Genomic DNA, 17,819 nt, shown 5'->3' with positions numbered 1-17,819 from the left:
GTCCACGACCGCGCGGCGCAGGCCGCCGAAGCCGAGCACGTGCGACTCGCCCGCGCGGCGCGCGGCCCAGTAGCCGAGCCCACGCTCCTCCCAGTCGGCCAGCCACAGGTCCAGCATGGCGCGGCTGGACTCCAGGTCGGTCACGGGACCGCCGGGGTGGTAGACGCTCGTCCGCGGATCCGAGTGGATCTCGTGCACGGCGTCGAGATCGTCGGCGGTGACCCGAGAAAGGACCATTCTCGCCGTCCGCACCACTTCCATGCCTTTAGACTAGTCTGTACCATCGCTGGGCAATAGGTGCCGATCGACGGGCGATGCCATGGACGTACCGAAGCTCCAGTCCTCGTTGCGGCTCATCGCGCGCGGGCTGGAGGAGCTCGCCGCCGCGCTGGGCGAGCCGGAGTCGAGCGAGGACGAGCGTACGGCGCGCGTCATCGAGGAATGGGGGCGGCGCGGGCTCACCCAGAAGGAGGCGTCGGCGCTGTTCCAGCGGCACGGGTTCGCTCCGCAGACGACCGGCGGGTGGGCGCGCGGCGACTGGGTGGAGATCGGCGAGGACGGCCTGCGTTATCTCACCGCCCGCTCACACGCCTGGCTGGAGCAGCACTCATGACCTTTTCCGTACGCATCGCCGTGCGCGGCTACGAGCTCGACGGGCAGGGCCACGTCAACAACGCGGTCTATTTCCAGTACGGGGACCACGCCCGCTGGGAGTGCCTGCGCGCGGCCGGCATCTCGGTCGACGACCTGTGGGACCACGGCATCGGCCCCGTGACTCTGGAGAACACCATCCGCTACCACCGCGAGTTGCGCGCCGGCGACGAGGTGGACGTCACGTGCGCGTTCGAGTGGGGCGAGGGGAAGACGTTCCGGGTCAGGCAGGAGTTCAGGAAGCCGGACGGGGAGCTGGCGGCGGAGATGACCGGCGTCGGCGGGCTCATGGACCTGGAGGTTCGCCGCCTGCTGGACGACCCGAAGACCCGCTGGCGCGCGCTCGCGCGCACGCCGGCGGTGCTCGGGTTGTAAGGGAGGCGCGGCCTACTTCTTGGTCTTGTCGGCGGCGGCGCTGGAGTCGGTCGACAACGCGGCGACGAAGGCCTCCTGCGGCACCTCGACGCGGCCGACCATCTTCATGCGCTTCTTGCCTTCCTTCTGCTTCTCCAGCAGCTTGCGCTTACGGGAGATGTCGCCGCCGTAGCACTTGGCCAGGACGTCCTTGCGGATGGCGCGGATGTTCTCGCGGGCGATCACCCTGGCTCCGATGGCGGCCTGGATGGGCACCTCGAACTGCTGCCTCGGGATCAGCTCGCGCAGCTTCTTCGCCATGTCGACGCCGTAGGAGTAGGCCTTCTCCTTGTGCACGATCGCGCTGAAGGCGTCGACCGGCTCGCCCTGCAGCAGGATGTCGACCTTGACCAGGTCGGACTCCTGCTCGCCGGCCGGCTCGTAGTCGAGCGAGGCGTAGCCGCGGGTGCGCGACTTCAGCTGGTCGAAGAAGTCGAAGATGATCTCACCCAGCGGCAGGGTGTAGCGGATCTCGACCCGGTCCTCCGACAGGTAGTCCATGCCGAGCAACTGACCGCGCCGGCCCTGGCAGATCTCCATGATCGCGCCGATGAACTCGGCTGGCGCCAGGAGCGTGGACTTGGTGACCGGCTCGAAGACCTGCGCGATCTTGCCGCCGGTGGGGAACTCCGACGGGTTGGTGACCGTGAGTTCCTTGCCGTCCTCCATGACCACGCGGTAGACCACGTTGGGCGCGGTGGAGATCAGCGACAGCCCGAACTCGCGCTCCAGGCGCTCGCGGACGATCTCCATGTGCAGCAGCCCGAGGAACCCGACGCGGAAGCCGAAGCCGAGCGCGGCCGACGTCTCCGGCTCATAGACCAGCGCGGCGTCGTTGAGCTGCAGCTTGTCGAGCGCCTCGCGCAGCTCGGGATATTGGTCGCCGTCGATCGGGTAGAGCCCGGAGAACACCATCGGCTTGGGGTGTTCGTAGCCGGCCAGCATCTCGGGCGCGGGCTTGGCCGCGGCCGTCACCGTGTCGCCGACGCGCGACTGGCGCACGTCCTTCACGCCCGTGATGAGGTAGCCCACCTCGCCGACGCCCAGCCCGAGCGCGGCGACCTTGGGCTCGGGCGAGATGACGCCGATCTCCAGCGTCTCGTGGGTGGCCATGGTGGACATCATGAGGATGCGCTCGCGCTTGCCCAGGTGACCGTCCATGACCCGGACGTAGGTGACGACGCCGCGGTAGGTGTCGTAGACCGAGTCGAAGATCAGCGCGCGGGCGGCCGCGTCGGCGTCGCCGATCGGCGCGGGCACGGTCTGGACCACGTGGTCGAGCAGCTCTCGCACGCCCTCGCCCGTCTTGCCCGACACCTTGAGCACGTCGGACGGGTCGCAGCCGATCAGGCCCGCCAGCTCCTCGGCGAACTTCTCCGGCTGGGCCGCCGGCAGGTCGATCTTGTTGAGGACGGGGATGATGTGCAGGTCGGCGTTCATGGCCAGGTAGAGGTTGGCCAGCGTCTGCGCCTCGATGCCCTGAGCCGCGTCGACCAGCAGGATCGCGCCCTCGCACGCCTGCAGCGACCGGGACACCTCGTAGGTGAAGTCGACGTGGCCCGGCGTGTCGATCATGTTGAGCACGTGGCCGTCCCAGGGGAGCCGCACGGCCTGCGACTTGATCGTGATGCCACGCTCGCGCTCGATGTCCATCCTGTCGAGATATTGAGCGCGCATGGTTCGGTCGTCGACCACGCCGGTGATCTGGAGCATCCGGTCGGCAAGGGTCGACTTGCCGTGGTCGATGTGCGCGATGATGCAGAAGTTGCGGATCAACGCGGGGTCGGTCTGGCCAGGCTGAGTGCGCACCGAAGTCCGTTTCGACAGGGTTGAGTCAAGCAGTCTTTCATGGTGACATGCCCGGATGAATGCCCGGACCGTCATCCGCCGCGGCCTGCGCTTGCTCGCGCTTGCCACGGCCATCGCGGTGGCGCTGGTCGGCCTGCTCGCCGCCGCGCTCCGCCTCCAGTTTACCGGTGTCCCGGCGGCATGGGCGAAGAGCACGGGCAATGACGCCCTGTGGCTGGGACACGCCTGGGTCGACGGCCGCCGTACCGAGCGCGACGTCGGGCGTCTCGCCGTACGGCTGCGCGCCACGGGGATCAAGGACGTGTACGTCCACTCGGGCCCTTTCGAGCTGGACGGACGATTAGATCCCGCCAAATACCCCAACGCCCGAAATTTCCTGGACTGGATGCGTAAGCACCTACCCGCGGTCCGCATCTCCGCCTGGCTCGGCCAGGCCGTCGACGGCGCCCTCGACCTCGACGACCCCGCGTCCCGCCGGAACGTGCTGGCCGGCGTCGCCGCCATCATGAAGCAGGGCTACGACGGCATCCACTACAACTTCGAGCCCATCGGCGACGGCGACACCGAGTTCCTGCGGCTCCTCGACGAGACCCGCCGGCACACACGGCTGCTGTCCACCGCCAGCCCGCAGATCGAGCCCTACCCCGGCATGCGCCTGACGGCGAGGGCGGCGCTCGGCCACGACAAGTACTGGTCATCGGGCTATTTCACACAGGTCGTCGACCGGGTCGACCAGGTCGCGATCATGACGTACGACTCGGGAACTCCGCTGGAGACGCTCTACGGCGGCCACGTGACCAGGCAGGCGGGACTGGCTCTCGACCTGGTGCCCGCCGAGAAGTCGTTGTTCGTCGGCGCCCCCGCCTACCACGACCATGGCCTGCCCTGGCTCGACAACGCCGAGAGCGTCGAGATGGCCGCCGAGGGCGCCAAACTGGCCCTGTCGGAGCACGGCCGCCGCGAACGGTTCGGGCTCGCCCTCTACGTCGACTTCGCCGCCACGGAGGAAGACTGGCGGGAGTACATGACGCGCTGGATGGCCTGAACTCCCGTACACTGAGGGGCGGACCCATTTTCCCAGGCCGTTGATTTGAGCAGCCACCTGGGTTATTGGTAATCTGTTCAATTGCGTGTGGCGCGCCCTCTCATCGAGCCCGCGCGCCCCATCCATCACTGACTTTCACCGAGGCTTCTTCGTGGCGAACATCAAGTCCCAGATCAAGCGCAACAAGCAGAACGAGAAGGCTCGCCTGCGCAACAAGGCGGTCAAGTCGTCGCTGAAGACGGCCGTCCGCAGGTTCCGCGAGGCCGCCGAGCAGGGCGACGTCGAGCAGGCCGTCACGCTGCAGCGGGTTGCCGCCCGCCAGCTCGACAAGGCCGTCAGCAAGGGCGTCATCCACAAGAACCAGGCCGCCAACCGCAAGTCCGCGATCGCCAAGCAGGCCGCGGCGCTGGCCGCCAAGTAACGCATCGCACAGACGCCGCGTCTCCCTAGGAGGCGCGGCGTTTTCGTTCCGTCCTGTTTCTGTCACGGTTTCGATATCACACCGGCGTCGCCGCCCCGTATCGGCTCAGTCACCGTTACAAAGATCACCTTGCCCTCGGTCGCACGCCTGCCCGAAAGTGCAGCTAGTCAGGCAAAAGGGGTGGCGCATGCGGGGGCCGTTGGTCGTCAAGCGGGCGTTCAGCGAGCCGTTGCTCCTCCTGGCCGCGTTCGGCTCGATCCTGCTGGCCACCACCACGCTGGTCGCGCTGACGATGTACGCCTCCTCCATCGCCGAGGCGGGCGTGCGCAGGACGATGGAGACGGCGTCGTTCGAGCAGACGGCCGCCACCATCAGCGCACCCGTGACAGCCGAGACGTTCCCCGCCTTCGACCGGTCCGTACGCGCCCAGCTCGACCGGGCCTACACCCGGCCCCCCGGCCTCACCACCAGCTTCCGCTCCGACTCCTACGTGATGCCCGGCCAGGAGGACAACGAGCGGCCCGAACTGCTCAGGTTCGGCAGCTACGACGGCATCGACCGGCACGCCAGGTTGATCTCCGGCGCCTGGCCGCGCGACAGCGGCGACCAGGTACAGGCCGCGATCTCGTTGTCGGCCTCCTCGGCCACCGGCTTCGAGCCGGGCGACGAGTTCACCACGCGAGGCCGCCTCGACCCGCGCCCGGTCAAGGTACGCGTCGTCGGCGTCTTCCAGCTCAACGACCCCTCCGGCGCGCGCTGGGCCGACGAGCAGCTGCTGGCCAGGGGCGTGGACCGCGGCGACTTCACCACGTACGGGCCGCTGATGGTGGCGCGGGAGACGTTCATCGCCCGCTTCGCCAGCAACGTCAACGCCACCTGGACCGCCGTCCCCGACCTGAGCGCGCTGACTCCCGAGCAACTTCGCCCGATGGCCGCCGCGCTCGGTCAGGTCGGCGAACGGCTGAAGGCGGACGGCTGCGAGCGGTGCACGGTCACCGGCCACCTGCCCGAGATGCTCACCCAGCTCGACACCGCGTCCCTGGTGGCACGCTCCACGATGCTGATCCCGGTACTGCAACTGCTGTTGCTGGCCGCGTACGCGCTGATGCTGACCGCGCGGCTGCTCGCCGACCACCGGCGCATGGAGGTGGCGCTGCTGCGCTCGCGCGGCGCGGGCACGGCGTGGCTGGCGGCCCTGGCCGGGGGTGAGGCGCTGCTGGTGGCGGTGCCGTGCGCGATCATCGCGCCGTTCCTCGGGCCGCCGCTGCTCTCCCTGGTCAACACGCTGCCGTGGATCAGGTCCTCGGGGGTGCGGCTGTCGCCCGTGGCCGACGTGGGCACGTTCCTGGTGTCGTTCGGGGTGGCGCTGGCCTCGGCGGTGCTGCTGATGTTGCCGGCGCTGGCGGGCGCGCGGCGCACGTACGTGGAGGAGCAGTCGGCGCGCGGACGCGCCGGCGGGCGCGGCCTGATCGAGCGGGCGGGCGCCGACATGGCGCTGCTCGTCGTGGCCGGGCTGGCGATCTGGCAGCTCCGGCACTACGGCGCGCCGGTGACCGCGACGGCCGGCGGCGGGCTCGGCATCGACCCGCTGATCATCTCCGGGCCGGCGCTGGCCCTGCTCACGGGCGGCATGCTGGGGCTGCGGCTGGTGCCGCGCGTCTCGAAGCTGGCCGAGCGGCTGACCTCCCGCCGGCCCACCCTCGCCCCCGCGCTAGGCGCCTGGCAGGTGGCCAGGAGGCCGCTCAGGTACGCGGGCCCGGCGCTGCTGCTGACCATGGCGATCGCCATCGGCATCGTCTCCATGGCCACCGCGTCCACCTGGCGTACGTCGCAGCTCGACCAGGCACGCCACCAGGCCGGGGCCGACCTGCGCCTGTCCGGTCCCGCGGACGGACCGGAGCTGGGCTCTCTCGGGCGCGGCACGGCGTTCACCGCGCTGCCCGGCGTGACGGCGGCCTCCCCGAGTTTCCGCGGGCAGACCGAGGTGGGCGGCGAGAGCGCGCTGCTCATCGGCCTGGAGGCGGGAAAGCTCGGTGAGGTGTTCCACCTGCGGCCCGACCTGTCGACGCAGCCGGTCGAGGACATGGCACGCCGGCTGGTGGGGACGCACGCGGGCGAACTCGTCCTTCCCGGCCGGCCGTCGACGCTCACCCTCCGTGCGCAGGCGGACGCCGGCCTTCCCCTGCGGCTGGTGCTGTCCGACGGCCTGGGCGTCTGGCGCGACGTGCCGCTCGGCGTGCTCAAGCCCGGGGACAACCGCGTCGAGGTGAACCTGAAGGCGCTGGCCGGGCAGAGCGGGAAGATCACCTACCCGGTGGCGCTGCGCGGCCTCGTCGCCGGCGCCACCGAGAGCGCGGCGAAACTGACGCTGACCGGCCTCAGCGCCGACGGCCGCGAGCTCGAGACGCCGCAGGTCACGATGGAGGCGAACGACTCGCGGCCGGCCGTGGCCACGTTCGGGACGCGGCGGGAGGCGCCGCTGCCCGTCGTGCTCACGTCCGACCTGGCCGTCTCCCTCAAGCTGGGCGTCGGCCAGGTCGGACGGGCCAGCATCGACCGCCGGGTCCTGCAGATCAAGGTGGTGGCCGTCGTACAGACGATGCCGACGGGCACGGCCGGCCAGCCGGCGGTGCTCGCCGACTGGGAGACGCTGCAGACGAGCGACCTGGCCGCGGCGGGGCTGCCCAGGCCGGCGACCGAGTGGTGGCTGGCGGCCGACGACACCACGGCCGCGACGCGGGTGCTCAAGAGCCGGCCGGAATGGGACGTCACCCCCCTCGACCAGGGCGCGCTGGCGGCCCAGCTCCAGGACGACCCGCTGGCCAGCGGACTGCAGGGAGCGCTGATCCTCGGGTTCCTGGCGGCGCTGGTGTTCGCGGTGCTCGGATTCCTGGTCAACGCGGCGGTCGCGGCGCGTGAGCGGATGGCCGAGTTCGGGATCCTGCGGGCACTCGGCGTGAGCTCCAGGCAGGTGTTCGGGATGCTGGCGGTCGAGCAGGCGTTCGTCATCGGCCTGTCCCTGGCGGCGGGCACCGGCCTCGCCGTGGTCGTCGGCACCCTGGTCGTGCCGCACATCGTACTGACCGGGCAGGCCTCGGCCGTCACGCCCGGGGTGCTGCTCGACATCCCGTGGGCCGCCACCCTCGCGATGCTGGCGCTGGTCGCGGCGGTGCTGCTCGCCATCGTGGCCGCTCTGGCCCGCAACCTGCGCAGGCAGGGGCTCGTCCTCCGGGAGGAACAGTGAGGATCCCGCTGCTCGCACGGGTGCACGTCGGCACGGTGGCCGTGCTGTCCGTGCTGACGATCAGCGCCTGTCTGCTGATCGCGGGCCTGCCGCGGGGGATGCAGGCATCGTTCGACCAGGCGCTGCGGCGCTCGCTGAGCACCGCGTCCGCCCAGCAGGCCGACCTCACCGTGACCGTGGCGTCGGACTCGCAGGCCGATGATCTGCACGAACGCGGCCAGTTCGACGCCCGCGACCGCCAATGGCGCGAGCTGCTGCCCGCGGGGCTGCGCCCGCTCGTCACGCCCGCGGGCACCGGCTCCAGCCACGCGAGCGCCAAGACCAGCCTCACGCCGATCACCGGGACGAGCGGCACCCGGTACATCAACCTCGGCTGGCTGTCCGACGCCGACCGGCGCGTCACCTGGGTCCAGGGGCGGCCTCCCGGGGCACCGGGCACGACGCGGTACGACGGTGAGACGATCCCCGTGTTCGAGGTCGGGGTCGTGGTGGAGGCCCTGCGGGAGATGGACCTGCGGGTGGGCGAGACGAGAACGCTCGGCGAGAACGACTACGTCGCCGTGAAGATCGTCGGCGCCTTCGAGGCCAAGGAGCCCGGCGACCGCTACTGGGACCACAACGCCGACATCATGCACGTCGCGAAGGTTCAGCCGCCGGGCAGGCTGGACTTCGAGAAGCACATCACGTCACTGATGTCCGACGACGGCCTGACCGCGCTCAGCGGCGAAGGACGCCACCTGTCCTACAACTGGGTCCTGCCCGTCGATCCCGCGGCGGCCGGCGCGATGGACGTCCCCGGCCTCACCGCCGCCGTCGCCGACCTCGACCGCCTGATCGGGGTGCAGTCGACCGGCACCGCCAGCCCCTACCGCCTGATCACCGGGCTGCCCAAGCTGCTCGGCGACTTCCGCGCCGCGCTGGCCACCGCCGAGACCGTCATGTACCTCGTGCTCGGCGGCCTTCTCGCGGTCGCGCTCGGCGTCCTCGTCCTGGCCGTGCAGCTGCTGGCCGACCGGATGGAGCACACGCTCACGCTGGCCCGCGCCCGCGGCGGGTCGCTGCGCCAGGTCGCGGGTACGGGCGCGGCGCTCACCGGGCTCGCGGTGGCGCCCGCCGCGCTGGCCGGGTACGCGCTGTCGTACCTCGTGTCCGGCCCCGTGCTGCCGATCGTCCACCTCGGGCCGGTGATCATGGTCCTCGTGACCGTCGGCTACGCCGCCGCGCGGCTCGCCGTGACCTATCGCACGCCGCTGAACGAACGCCGCGACGACGTCGCCACCGCCCGGCCCACCGCCAAGCGGACCACACTGGAGGTGCTGGTCGTCGTGCTGGCACTGGCCGGGGCCTACCTGCTGCGGGCCCGTGGGCTGGACGACTCGGCGGGCCAGGACCCGTTCCTGCTGCTCGTGCCGGTCGCGCTGACCGCCGCGGCGGCGCTGATCACGTTGCGCTGCTACCCCTACCCGCTGCGCCTGCTCGTACGGCTGGCCGCGCGCGGCCGGGCGGCCGTGCCGTTCATCGGCCTGACCAGGGCGGCCAGGGCACGCTCCGCCAGTGTGCTGCCGGTCCTCATCCTGCTGCCCGCGCTGGGCGTGTCGGTGTTCGCCGCGGTGATCTCCGACGGGATCTCCGGCACGCAGGTCCAGGCGTCATGGCAGCAGGTCGGCGCGCCGATCAGGATGACGTCGAACATCGAGATCCCGGCCGAGGCCATCGCGAAAGTGCGCGCCGCCGGCGGCGTGGAGCAGGTGGTGCCCGCGCAGACCGCCCGCGTGCAGGTCGGCTACGGCGCGGAGCGGGCCGAGGCCATCGCCGTGGACGTGGCCAGGTGGCGGCAGCTCATGGGCGGGGCCCCCTTCGACCTGCCCGACCTGAGCAGTGGCGCGCTCGTGTCGTCCGAGCTGCGCGGACGGGGCACGTTCGAGATCGGCTGGCAGTCGCGGCTGAAGCTGGCCACGCGCGGCGTGATCGAGTCGGTGCCCGGGTTCTACACCGAGGGCAAGTTCCTCGTCGTGCCCATCGACGTGCTGACCCGCCCGGCGGTGAACACGCTGCTCATCAAGGGTGACGCCTCCGTCGGCGAGCTGAAGCGGCTGGTCCCCTCGGCCACCGTGGTGTCGCAGCAGGGCACGCTGCGGGCCATCCAGGACGATCCGCTCACCAGCACCGTGCGCTGGACCATGGTCGTCGTGACGGTCGCGCTGGCCGCGTACGCGCTGGCCGCCGTCGTGCTGGCGCTGATGGTCGGGGCGGCCGACCGGGCCAGGGCGGTGTCGTTCCTGCGTACGCTCGGGCTGTCGGAGCGCCAGGCGCAGCGGCTGACCGTGCTGGAGATCCTGCCCATGATCCTCGTGACCACGACGGTCGGGCTCGGCCTGGGCCTCGGTCTGCCCGCCGCGCTCGGGCCCGGCGTCGACCTGTCCTCCTACGCGGGCGACCTGCCTGTCGCCGGCCACTCACCCGGCCTGGTCCTGCCGGGCACACTGGCGGCAGGGCTCGCCGCCGTCGCCGTGCTCGGCGCCTACGCCCACACCGCCGTCAGCCGCAGGCGCAGAATCGGCGCCGTCCTTCGAGTGGGGGACCTCACTTGACCATTCGGCTGCACCAGAGGCCCTGCCGCCGGGAGGCATCTCCTCCCCCTCCTGAAGGAAGGAGACACCGATGAACCCCACCCTGTCCGAACTCGAAGCGAAGGCCACGCGGCGGAAGGCCGCGTTCGGCGGCGACGCGCACATCGTGTGCGACAACCTCGTACGCATCTACAAGACCGAAGGGGTCGAGGTCGTCGCGCTGCAGGGCCTCGACCTGGTGATCGACAAGGGCGAGCTGGTGGCCATCGTGGGCGCGTCGGGCTCGGGCAAGTCGACGCTGCTCAACGTGCTGTCCGGGCTCGACGTACCGACGGCGGGGGTGGCCAGGGTGGCGGGCACGGACCTGCTGTCGATGAACGCCCGCGACCGGCTGCGCTACCGCCGTTCCGTGGTCGGCTTCATCTGGCAGCAGACGGCCCGCAACCTGCTGCCTTACCTCACCGCCAGGGAGAACGTCGAACTGCCGACGAAGCTGGCCGGCGGCCGGCGGGAGCGGCGCGAACGGGCGGGCGAACTGCTGGAACTGCTCGGCGTCGGCTACTGCGCGAACCGGAGAACCCCCGAGATGTCGGGCGGCGAACAGCAGCGGGTGGCCATCGCCGTCGCCCTCGCCAACTCCCCGCAACTCGTCCTCGCCGACGAGCCGACGGGCGAGCTGGACAGCGAGACGTCGGAGCTGGTGTTCGACTCGCTGCGCAAGGCCAACAGAGAGCTGGGGGTGACCGTCGTGGTCGTCACCCACGACCCGCTGGTGTCCGAACAGGTCGACCGGACGGTGGGCATCCGCGACGGCCGTACCAGCAGCGAGACGCTGCGGCGCGAGGACGCCGAAGGGCAGATCATCGCCGAGGAGTACGCCGTACTGGACCGCGTGGGACGCCTGCAACTCCCCCGCGACTTCATGAACGCCCTCGACATGGAGCGCCGGGTGCGTCTCGAACTCGAATCCGACCACATCGGCGTGTGGCCCGCCCGAGAGGAGCCGTCAGGTGAGTGAGTCGCCCTTGGTCGTGGCCGAAGGGGTGCGCAAGGTCTACCGGAGCGGGCCCAAGGAGGTCGAGGCGCTCCGTGACGTGTCGTTATCCGTTCTCCCCGGCGAGCTCGTCGCGATCCGGGGTCGGTCGGGATCGGGCAAGACGACGCTGCTCAACCAGATCGGCGGCCTGGACAAACCGGACGCCGGGCGGGTGGTCGTGGACGGGCACGAGGTCACCGCCATGTCCGACGAGCAACTGCTGGCCCTGCGCAGGGACGTCGTGGGGTTCGTGTTCCAGTCGTTCGGACTGATCCCCGTGCTGTCGGCCGCCGAGAACGTCGGAGTGCCGATGCGGCTGGTGCGCATGCCGGTGAAGGAACGCGAGGAGCGCATCCGGATGCTGCTGGCGCTCGTAGGGCTGGAACAGCACGTCAACCAGCGGCCGTACGAACTGTCCGGAGGCCAGCGGCAGCGGGTGGCGATCGCCCGCTCCCTGGCGAACCGGCCGCGCCTGCTGGTGGCCGACGAGCCGACCGGGCAACTCGACTCGCAGACGGGACGGCAGATCATGGAGCTGCTGCGGGCACTCGTACGGAGTGAGGGGGTCACGGCCCTGGTCGCCACCCACGACCCGAGCCTGATGACGCTGGCCGACCGGGTGCTGGAGATCAGCGACGGCGTCGTCCGCGAGGAAGCCCTGACCTGACGCCGCTCACCGCCGTCAGTCCACACACCTTTTCAGTGCGGGGTGGGGCAGTCGCACGAACCCTGATAACTCGGCGCCATCAGTTCGAGGCGGTCCGCGTATTCAGGTCGGCCGAGATCTCGGTACGCGCGCGCCCACAACGGCTTGAGGTCGGCGAAGTAACAACTCGGTCCGTTGACGAAGGTGTCCTTCAAACCGAGCAAGGCGGTCGCCGGGTATCCGGCATCAAGCCGGCCTGCGGCGGCGATGAGCTCTGGTTCGAGCAGTGGGCGGTCAGCGGCCACCGGCCTGCGATCGGCGTACGCGTCAGCCGGGGCGAGCACGCCGATGCCGTCCGCGCCGGGCTCGTGCCGCCACCCCTCCGGAACGTCGAACACGATGTCGAACTCGGGGTCAGCGCAGACGGTCGTGCCTTTCCACCATGAACCGGGAAAGGCCCGATCCGGGTCGGGGTGTACACGGAGCTCGGAGGCCAGCCGTTCAGCAAGTCTCCGCTTCTTGGTGCGCGCGTCGATGAGCCTGCGGTTCTGGGCGAGCCACACGTCCGGGTCGCGCCAGGCCGGGGGCTTGGGGACGGGGTTCTCGCGCCACCGCCGAAGGGCCCACGACAACATGAACTCCAGGCCGGTACGCGTGTCCGCACCGATCAGGGTCACGCCGTGGTCATGCCCGCCGGCCAAGGCGACCGGATGGTCCCGGCGCCTGAGTTCCGGCGCGGGTACCAGCCAGCCGACGTCGCCGCCATCGCCCAGAGAGCCGAAGGGCACGAACTCCGGCGTGGCGAAGTGCGGGACCGGCAACTGCCGATCATGGTCGGCAAGCTCCGGGGCGACGTCGCAGCCCTCGGGTGGACGGGGAATCGTGGCGAGGTCGAACATGAAGCCGTAGTGAGATATCAGCAGGGTGTGGTCATAGCCGTCGTTCTCGTACGCGGCCCGCCAGGCGATGTCCACCAGCGTGCGGAGCGCAGGCGGTGTGGGGAACGGGAAGAGGTCGTCAACCCATGGCGGCGGCGTCGAGTCGGTCACGCACCACAGACTAGCGACCGGCGCCCCACGCACGCCTGATGTGGCTTCCTGACGGGCGTATGGGGGGCAGCGGTCAACGGCCGGTGCGGCTGGCCACGATCACCTGCACCGTGTGTTCGAGAGCGTAGGCGGGGTCGGCGCCGCCGCCCTTGACCTGTTCGTCCGCCTCGGCCACCGCCTGGATGGCCTTCGACAATCCGTCGGGGCCCCACCCGTTCAGCTGCCGCTTCACCCGGTCGGCCTTCCACGGGGGCATGCCGACATGGCTCGCCAACTGCCCGCCCCGCAGGCTGCGCGGCGCGCTCGCGACCTTGGCCAGGGACCGGAGCCCGCCTGCCAGGGCACTCACCAGCAGCACGGGGGCGACTCCGGTGCCGAGCGCCCACCGCAGTTGCTCCAGCGCCTCCGCCAGCCGCCCTTCGATCGCGGAGTCCGCCACGTTGAAGCCGGTCACCTCGGCTCGGCCCTTGTGGTAGCGGGCCACGGCGGACGCGTTGACCGTCTTGCCCTCCGTGTCGAACACCAGCTGGCTGCAGGCCGCCGCCAGCTCCCGGAGATCGTTCCCTACGGCGTCGAGCAGAGCGGTGGCGGCATCGCCGGAAATGCTCCGCCCCGCACGCTTGAACTCCCCTTTGATGAACTCCAGCCGCTCCCCCGCCTTGGTCACCTTGTTGATGGTGACGACGTGCGCCTTGGCCTTCTTCACCCCGTCGACCAGCGCCTTGCCCTTGACCCCGCCCGGATGCGCCAGCACCATCACGGTGTCGTCGGAGGGCTGCTTGGCATAGGCCACGACCTCGGCGATGACGTCTTTCGGCAGGTCCTGCGCCGACCGGATCACGACCACGGACCGGCCGCCGAACAACGACGGGGAGGTCAGCTGCGTCAGCTCACCCACCGACACCTTGCCGCCCACCAGGTCATGCACCTCGGACTCGGGATCAGCGGCCCGCGCCGCCGCGACGACACCGCTCACCGCCCGCTCGGCCAGCAACTCCTCATCGCCGACAACCAAAGTCACAAGCGCTGGATCGGTTCCCGCCATAGGGGGAAGCATGCCAGACGCCACAGACAACGCGGTACTCGCCGCAACGACGCCGTAGGAACCCCGCCCACCCAGGGCACACCGAGCCGCTCCCGTACGAATTCCAACCCACTCAGGACACACCGAGCCACTCCACACCGCTCCTCACCGCTGAAGGCGGGCGAACCCTGGCACGGGGACGCGGGTCGTCCCGGCGGTGTGCGCGTTCAGTGTGCGGGCCCGCGTGAGACCACGGCCATGCCCCCTTCCCTCTCCACCACGGCGAGGTCTCCTGAGCGGTCGGTCCGGTGGACGGCGGCTCCGAGCCTGCGCAACAGGGCGAGCGTGGAAGGGGCTGGATGGCCGTAGTCGTTGTCCTTCCCCACGCTGATCAGCGCCGCTCGAGCCCCCACGGCTTCGAGGAAGGCGGGCGACTGCCGGTTGGATCCGTGGTGCGGGGTCTTCAGGATGTCGGCCCGGATCGAGGAGCGGCGTAACAACTCCTCCTGGGCCTCGGTCTCCAGATCGCCGCTGAGCAGGACGGAGCCCGAACGCCAGCGTACGTGGAGCACCACGCTGGAGTTGTTGATCGCGCTGCCCTCGCCCTGGCCGTTCACCTCGCTGGTGGCCGGGTCGGGGGCGAGTACGGTCACCTCGGACGGGCCGAACGTCCATCGGGTGCCCGGCGCGACGGTCCATTCCGGTATACGCCGCCCCTCCAGCGTGCCGGAGACGCGTGCCGAGGCTCGCGCCAGCGCCCGCTGCGGGCTGACGACCACCGCGCCGACCCGGCGGTCGCGCAGCACTCCGGCCAGGCCGCCCACGTGGTCGGCATGCGGATGGGTGAGGACGAGCAGCGGAACGTCGTCGACGCCGAGACCGCGCAGGCACCGGTCCATCGCGACCGGATCGGGCCCCGTGTCCACCACGATGCCGCGTGCGGGCCCCGCCGCGATGACGATCCCGTCGCCCTGGCCCACGTCGCACATCACCATCAGCCAGCCCTTCGGTGGCCAGGGCATCGCGATCGGCCGGATCACGAGCACCGCGACCAGGGCCGCGCCGGCGGCCGTCAGCGCGACCGCCCGCCAGGCGCGACGCCGCAGGATCAGTGCCCCGGCCGCCACCGCGAGCGCGAGCAGCCCCAAGCCTGGCAGGCCGCCCGGCCACGGCACGGTGGCGAACGGCAGGCCCACGGACCATTCGGCGACCGCGACGATCCAGCCGACCGCGTAACCGGCCGGGACCACCAGCAATCGAGCCCCGTCGAGCCACACGGGGGCCACCAGGGCCGCCCCGAACCCGAGCAGGGTCGCGGGGGCCACCGCCGGGGCCACGAGAAGGTTGGCGACGAGGGCGACGGGGGTGAGCTGTCCCGACATCAACACCAGTACGGGGGTCACCGCCACCTGCGCCGCCGCCGGCACCGCGACGGCTTCGGCGAGCCAGCGCGGCAACCGTGCCCGTGACCGGCGCTCCGCCCGCCGCCTCCCCTCGGCTGGTGAGCCGTCGCGCCGCTCCACTCCGCCGCCCGGGTCCCGCCCGGGCGAGCCGCGTCCGTCGTTTTCCGGACCACCTCCGCTCAGCGACGGCGAGGCGGCGCCACGCGGTCGCTGCCGCGCGCCGGAGTCCTGTGGTGGTGCGTCGCTTTCGTCCTGGTGGGCCGCCGACAGTCTGTCCCGCCAGCGCGGGGCGAGGAGAAGAATCCCGGCGGTCGCGGCCACCGAGAGGGCGAAGCCATACGAACGGGCAAGTTCCGGCACGAACAGCACCAGCAGCAGAACCGTTGCCGAAAGGGCCGCGAAACCGTCTCGAGCCCTGCCGGTGCCCAGCGCGACGGCTGCGGCCAGGCCCATGAGGAGAGCACGCAACACGCTCGGGGACGGACGGGCCACCACGGCGAACGCGAGCATGGAGAGCGCGGCCAGCAGGGCGCGCACGGGCAGCGGAAAACCGAACAGGCGGGACAGGGCGAGCATCGCGCCCGCCACGATGGCCAGATTCGCCCCACTCACCGCGTTGAGATGGTTGAGGCCCGCTTCCTTGAGGTCGGCCGCCACCTGTGGGTCCATGCGCGAGACGTCGCCGACGACCAGGCCCGGGAGGAGGCCGCGCTGGTCGGGAGGGAGCACGTCCGCGGCGGACCGCAGGCCCGACCTGAGGGCGCCTGCCGCCGTCTGGAGCTGCGACGGAGGCGTCAGGACCCGCGGCGGGCCGCGTACGAGGAGGACTGCCGCCACCAGGTTGCCCGCGGTCGGCGCGGCGAGCCGGCCGGTGACTTCGAGATGCTGGCTGGGGAGGAGACGGGCCCAGGCCGGGCCGCTGGAGAAGACGGTGACGGGGACGTTGACGGCCTGCCGGCCCTCGGCCGTCCGGAGGATCGTCAGGGTGGCCGGCGTCACGTAGCTGTCCTGGGCGAACGGAATGCTCCGGCTCGATCTGCGTCTGGGGTCGTCCGTCAGCACGATCTGTGCCGTGACGGAAGCGCTTGTGGCCGCGAGTTCGGCCACCGGACCGGTGGTCACGGCGTGAACCCTGAGAGCCACCGATCCGGACGCCGCGGCCGCGCAGACGAGGGTGGCCAGGATGACACCACGCCAGGTGGCCGCCCCGCTGGACGAGCGTCCGGCCTCCGCACTTCGCGGGGATCGTGGCGGCGGGGATTCGGCTCGCCGAAACCGCGAGGCCGGCGTCGTGGTTCGCCCGAACGGCCAGTACCCGGACGTCGTGACGTGCCGTGGACGTGGGGACGGGCGTCCGGATCGGGTGTGCCAGGCCACGGTGACGGCTCCGACGGCCGCGGCCAGGGCGAGCGACATCCCCGTGCGTGCGGAGCACCCGAGCAGGATCAGCGCGCAGGCCCAGGCGGCGATCGCGGGCAGCAGCAAGGGCCAGGCATGGCGCTTGGCCGGGCGCGAAGGTAGCGGGTCGGTCATGTCAGACGCGCACCTTCGGCTTGATCTCGTCGAACTTGCGCGGCCCTATGCCGCTGACCTCGCGGAGCTGGTCGATGGAGGTGAAAGCGCCGTGGGTGGTGCGGAACTCGGCGATGCGCGCCGCCAGCACCTCCCCCACGCCCGGCAGTTGCTCGAGCTGGTCGGGTGTTGCGGTGTTGAGGTCGATGACGTCCGCGGCAGGGCCGGTGACCGGCGAACCCTGGGCCGCCGTGCCAGGAGGCGCGCCCACGACGATCTGCTCCCCGTCGACCAGGCGTCTGGCGAGGTTGAGAGAGTCGAGGGACGCTCTGCGTGACACTCCCCCGGCCGCGCTCACCGCGTCCGTGACCCTGGCGCCCGCCGGGAGCAGGTAGACGCCCGGCTTACGGATCTTGCCGGCGACGTGGACGGTCACCTTGGGAGCGGAGCGGGTCGTGGACGGGGTCGGTGACGACACGGGGGTGGGTGGCGGCAGCGGCGCGGGCGAGGGCTGGGATCGCCAGACGAAGAACACGGCGACGGCTGTGGCCACCGCGCCCACGGCCACGAGGACGCGCAGACCGGGCCTGCCAGGATCGAGGGAGGGACTCTGAGAGGCCAGAGTCGCACGGAACGCCTGGAACGTGGGCGGCACCGGGACGGGACCGCGCTGCCGTGCGGTCTGCGGAGGCTGTGGGACCCCGTAGGCACGATCGAAGGCCTGTGACGGCTCCTGGGACAGCTCGAAGGCCCCGGTCGGCTCACCGGCCTGATGAGCGCTCCCCGCGGTCCGCCGCGCGCCGGGCTCTCCATCGAGTTCGCCGAAGGCCTCATCAGGGGCCTCACGATCGCCGTCCACGACTCGCGGCTCGTCAGGCGAACCGCCACGAACCGCCTCCTCCGACCACCACCTCCCGGAGGAACGGTCAGATGGTGGCGTCTGAGGGAAGGGGCCGTCGTCGTGAGGGCCGCGGGAGTACGGCATTCTTCGGCCG

At 71.2% G+C, this 17,819-nt stretch carries 14 protein-coding genes; 8 read left to right on the top strand and 6 right to left on the bottom strand.

Features of this window, described 5'->3' with window-relative positions; translation table 11 throughout:
- Positions 1-261 (bottom strand): GNAT family N-acetyltransferase (locus GUY59_RS40410; protein ID WP_236667976.1); only part of this gene is annotated, 261 nt, incomplete at its 3' end.
- Between the two features lie 58 nt (positions 262-319).
- Between GUY59_RS40410 and GUY59_RS40405 the strand changes: the two genes are divergently transcribed.
- Together GUY59_RS40405 and GUY59_RS40400 are read left to right on the top strand one after the other, a co-directional pair.
- Positions 320-613, top strand: coding sequence for a hypothetical protein (locus GUY59_RS40405; RefSeq protein ID WP_132339262.1), 294 nt, complete (start codon positions 320-322; stop codon positions 611-613).
- Entirely contained in the window at positions 610-1,026 is a 417-nt protein-coding gene (locus tag GUY59_RS40400; RefSeq protein ID WP_138205317.1) for an acyl-CoA thioesterase, read from the top strand. Before GUY59_RS40405 ends, GUY59_RS40400 begins: the two co-directional genes overlap by 4 nt.
- Positions 1,027-1,038: 12 nt before the next feature.
- Here GUY59_RS40400 and lepA read toward each other — a convergent pair whose 3' ends face one another.
- The gene (gene lepA, locus GUY59_RS40395; RefSeq protein WP_138205318.1) at positions 1,039-2,874 is read right to left on the bottom strand and encodes a translation elongation factor 4; all 1,836 of its coding nucleotides are present in this window, start codon (positions 2,872-2,874) and stop codon (positions 1,039-1,041) included.
- A gap of 55 nt (positions 2,875-2,929) precedes the next feature.
- Here lepA and GUY59_RS40390 point away from each other — a divergent pair, with 55 nt between their 5' ends.
- The 6 genes from GUY59_RS40390 to GUY59_RS40365 all read left to right on the top strand — a co-directional run bounded on the left by GUY59_RS40390 (position 2,930) and on the right by GUY59_RS40365 (position 11,857).
- Positions 2,930-3,919, top strand: a complete 990-nt coding sequence (locus GUY59_RS40390) for a glycosyl hydrolase family 18 protein (RefSeq protein WP_138205320.1) — start codon at positions 2,930-2,932, stop codon at positions 3,917-3,919.
- Positions 3,920-4,070: 151 nt separating this feature from the next.
- The gene (rpsT, locus tag GUY59_RS40385; RefSeq protein WP_132339270.1) at positions 4,071-4,340 is read left to right on the top strand and encodes a 30S ribosomal protein S20; all 270 of its coding nucleotides are present in this window, start codon (positions 4,071-4,073) and stop codon (positions 4,338-4,340) included.
- A 187-nt stretch (positions 4,341-4,527) separates the two neighbouring features.
- Positions 4,528-7,584 (top strand): ABC transporter permease, encoded by a 3,057-nt coding sequence (locus GUY59_RS40380; protein ID WP_138205321.1) that lies wholly within the window; start codon positions 4,528-4,530, stop codon positions 7,582-7,584.
- Entirely contained in the window at positions 7,581-10,175 is a 2,595-nt protein-coding gene (locus tag GUY59_RS40375) for an FtsX-like permease family protein (protein ID WP_138205323.1), read from the top strand. The genes GUY59_RS40380 and GUY59_RS40375 overlap by 4 nt, the downstream gene beginning before the upstream one ends.
- A gap of 70 nt (positions 10,176-10,245) precedes the next feature.
- On the top strand, positions 10,246-11,172 hold the full coding sequence (locus tag GUY59_RS40370; protein ID WP_138205325.1) for an ABC transporter ATP-binding protein: 927 nt from the start codon (positions 10,246-10,248) through the stop codon (positions 11,170-11,172).
- The gene (locus tag GUY59_RS40365) at positions 11,165-11,857 is read left to right on the top strand and encodes an ABC transporter ATP-binding protein (RefSeq protein ID WP_252375126.1); all 693 of its coding nucleotides are present in this window, start codon (positions 11,165-11,167) and stop codon (positions 11,855-11,857) included. The genes GUY59_RS40370 and GUY59_RS40365 overlap by 8 nt, the downstream gene beginning before the upstream one ends.
- Before the next feature lie 32 nt (positions 11,858-11,889).
- On the opposite strand, the gene GUY59_RS40360 is transcribed toward GUY59_RS40365, so the two are convergent.
- The 4 genes from GUY59_RS40360 to GUY59_RS40345 form a co-directional block, all read right to left on the bottom strand.
- The gene (locus GUY59_RS40360; RefSeq protein ID WP_138205327.1) at positions 11,890-12,885 is read right to left on the bottom strand and encodes a hypothetical protein; all 996 of its coding nucleotides are present in this window, start codon (positions 12,883-12,885) and stop codon (positions 11,890-11,892) included.
- 73 nt (positions 12,886-12,958) lie between these two features.
- On the bottom strand, positions 12,959-13,942 hold the full coding sequence (gene holA, locus GUY59_RS40355) for a DNA polymerase III subunit delta (RefSeq protein ID WP_171055532.1): 984 nt from the start codon (positions 13,940-13,942) through the stop codon (positions 12,959-12,961).
- A gap of 194 nt (positions 13,943-14,136) precedes the next feature.
- A complete protein-coding gene (locus tag GUY59_RS49485) occupies positions 14,137-16,845 on the bottom strand; it encodes a ComEC/Rec2 family competence protein (protein WP_236667975.1) in 2,709 nt (902 codons plus the stop codon).
- 1 nt (position 16,846) lies between these two features.
- Positions 16,847-17,683, bottom strand: coding sequence for a ComEA family DNA-binding protein (locus GUY59_RS40345; protein WP_252375127.1), 837 nt, complete (start codon positions 17,681-17,683; stop codon positions 16,847-16,849).
- Positions 17,684-17,819: the final 136 nt, after the last annotated feature.

The organism is Nonomuraea sp. K271 (assembly GCF_009908215.1).
GTDB classification, from domain to species: Bacteria; Actinomycetota; Actinomycetes; order Streptosporangiales; family Streptosporangiaceae; genus Nonomuraea; species Nonomuraea longispora.
This window is presented reverse-complemented; position numbering and strand designations above follow the sequence as displayed.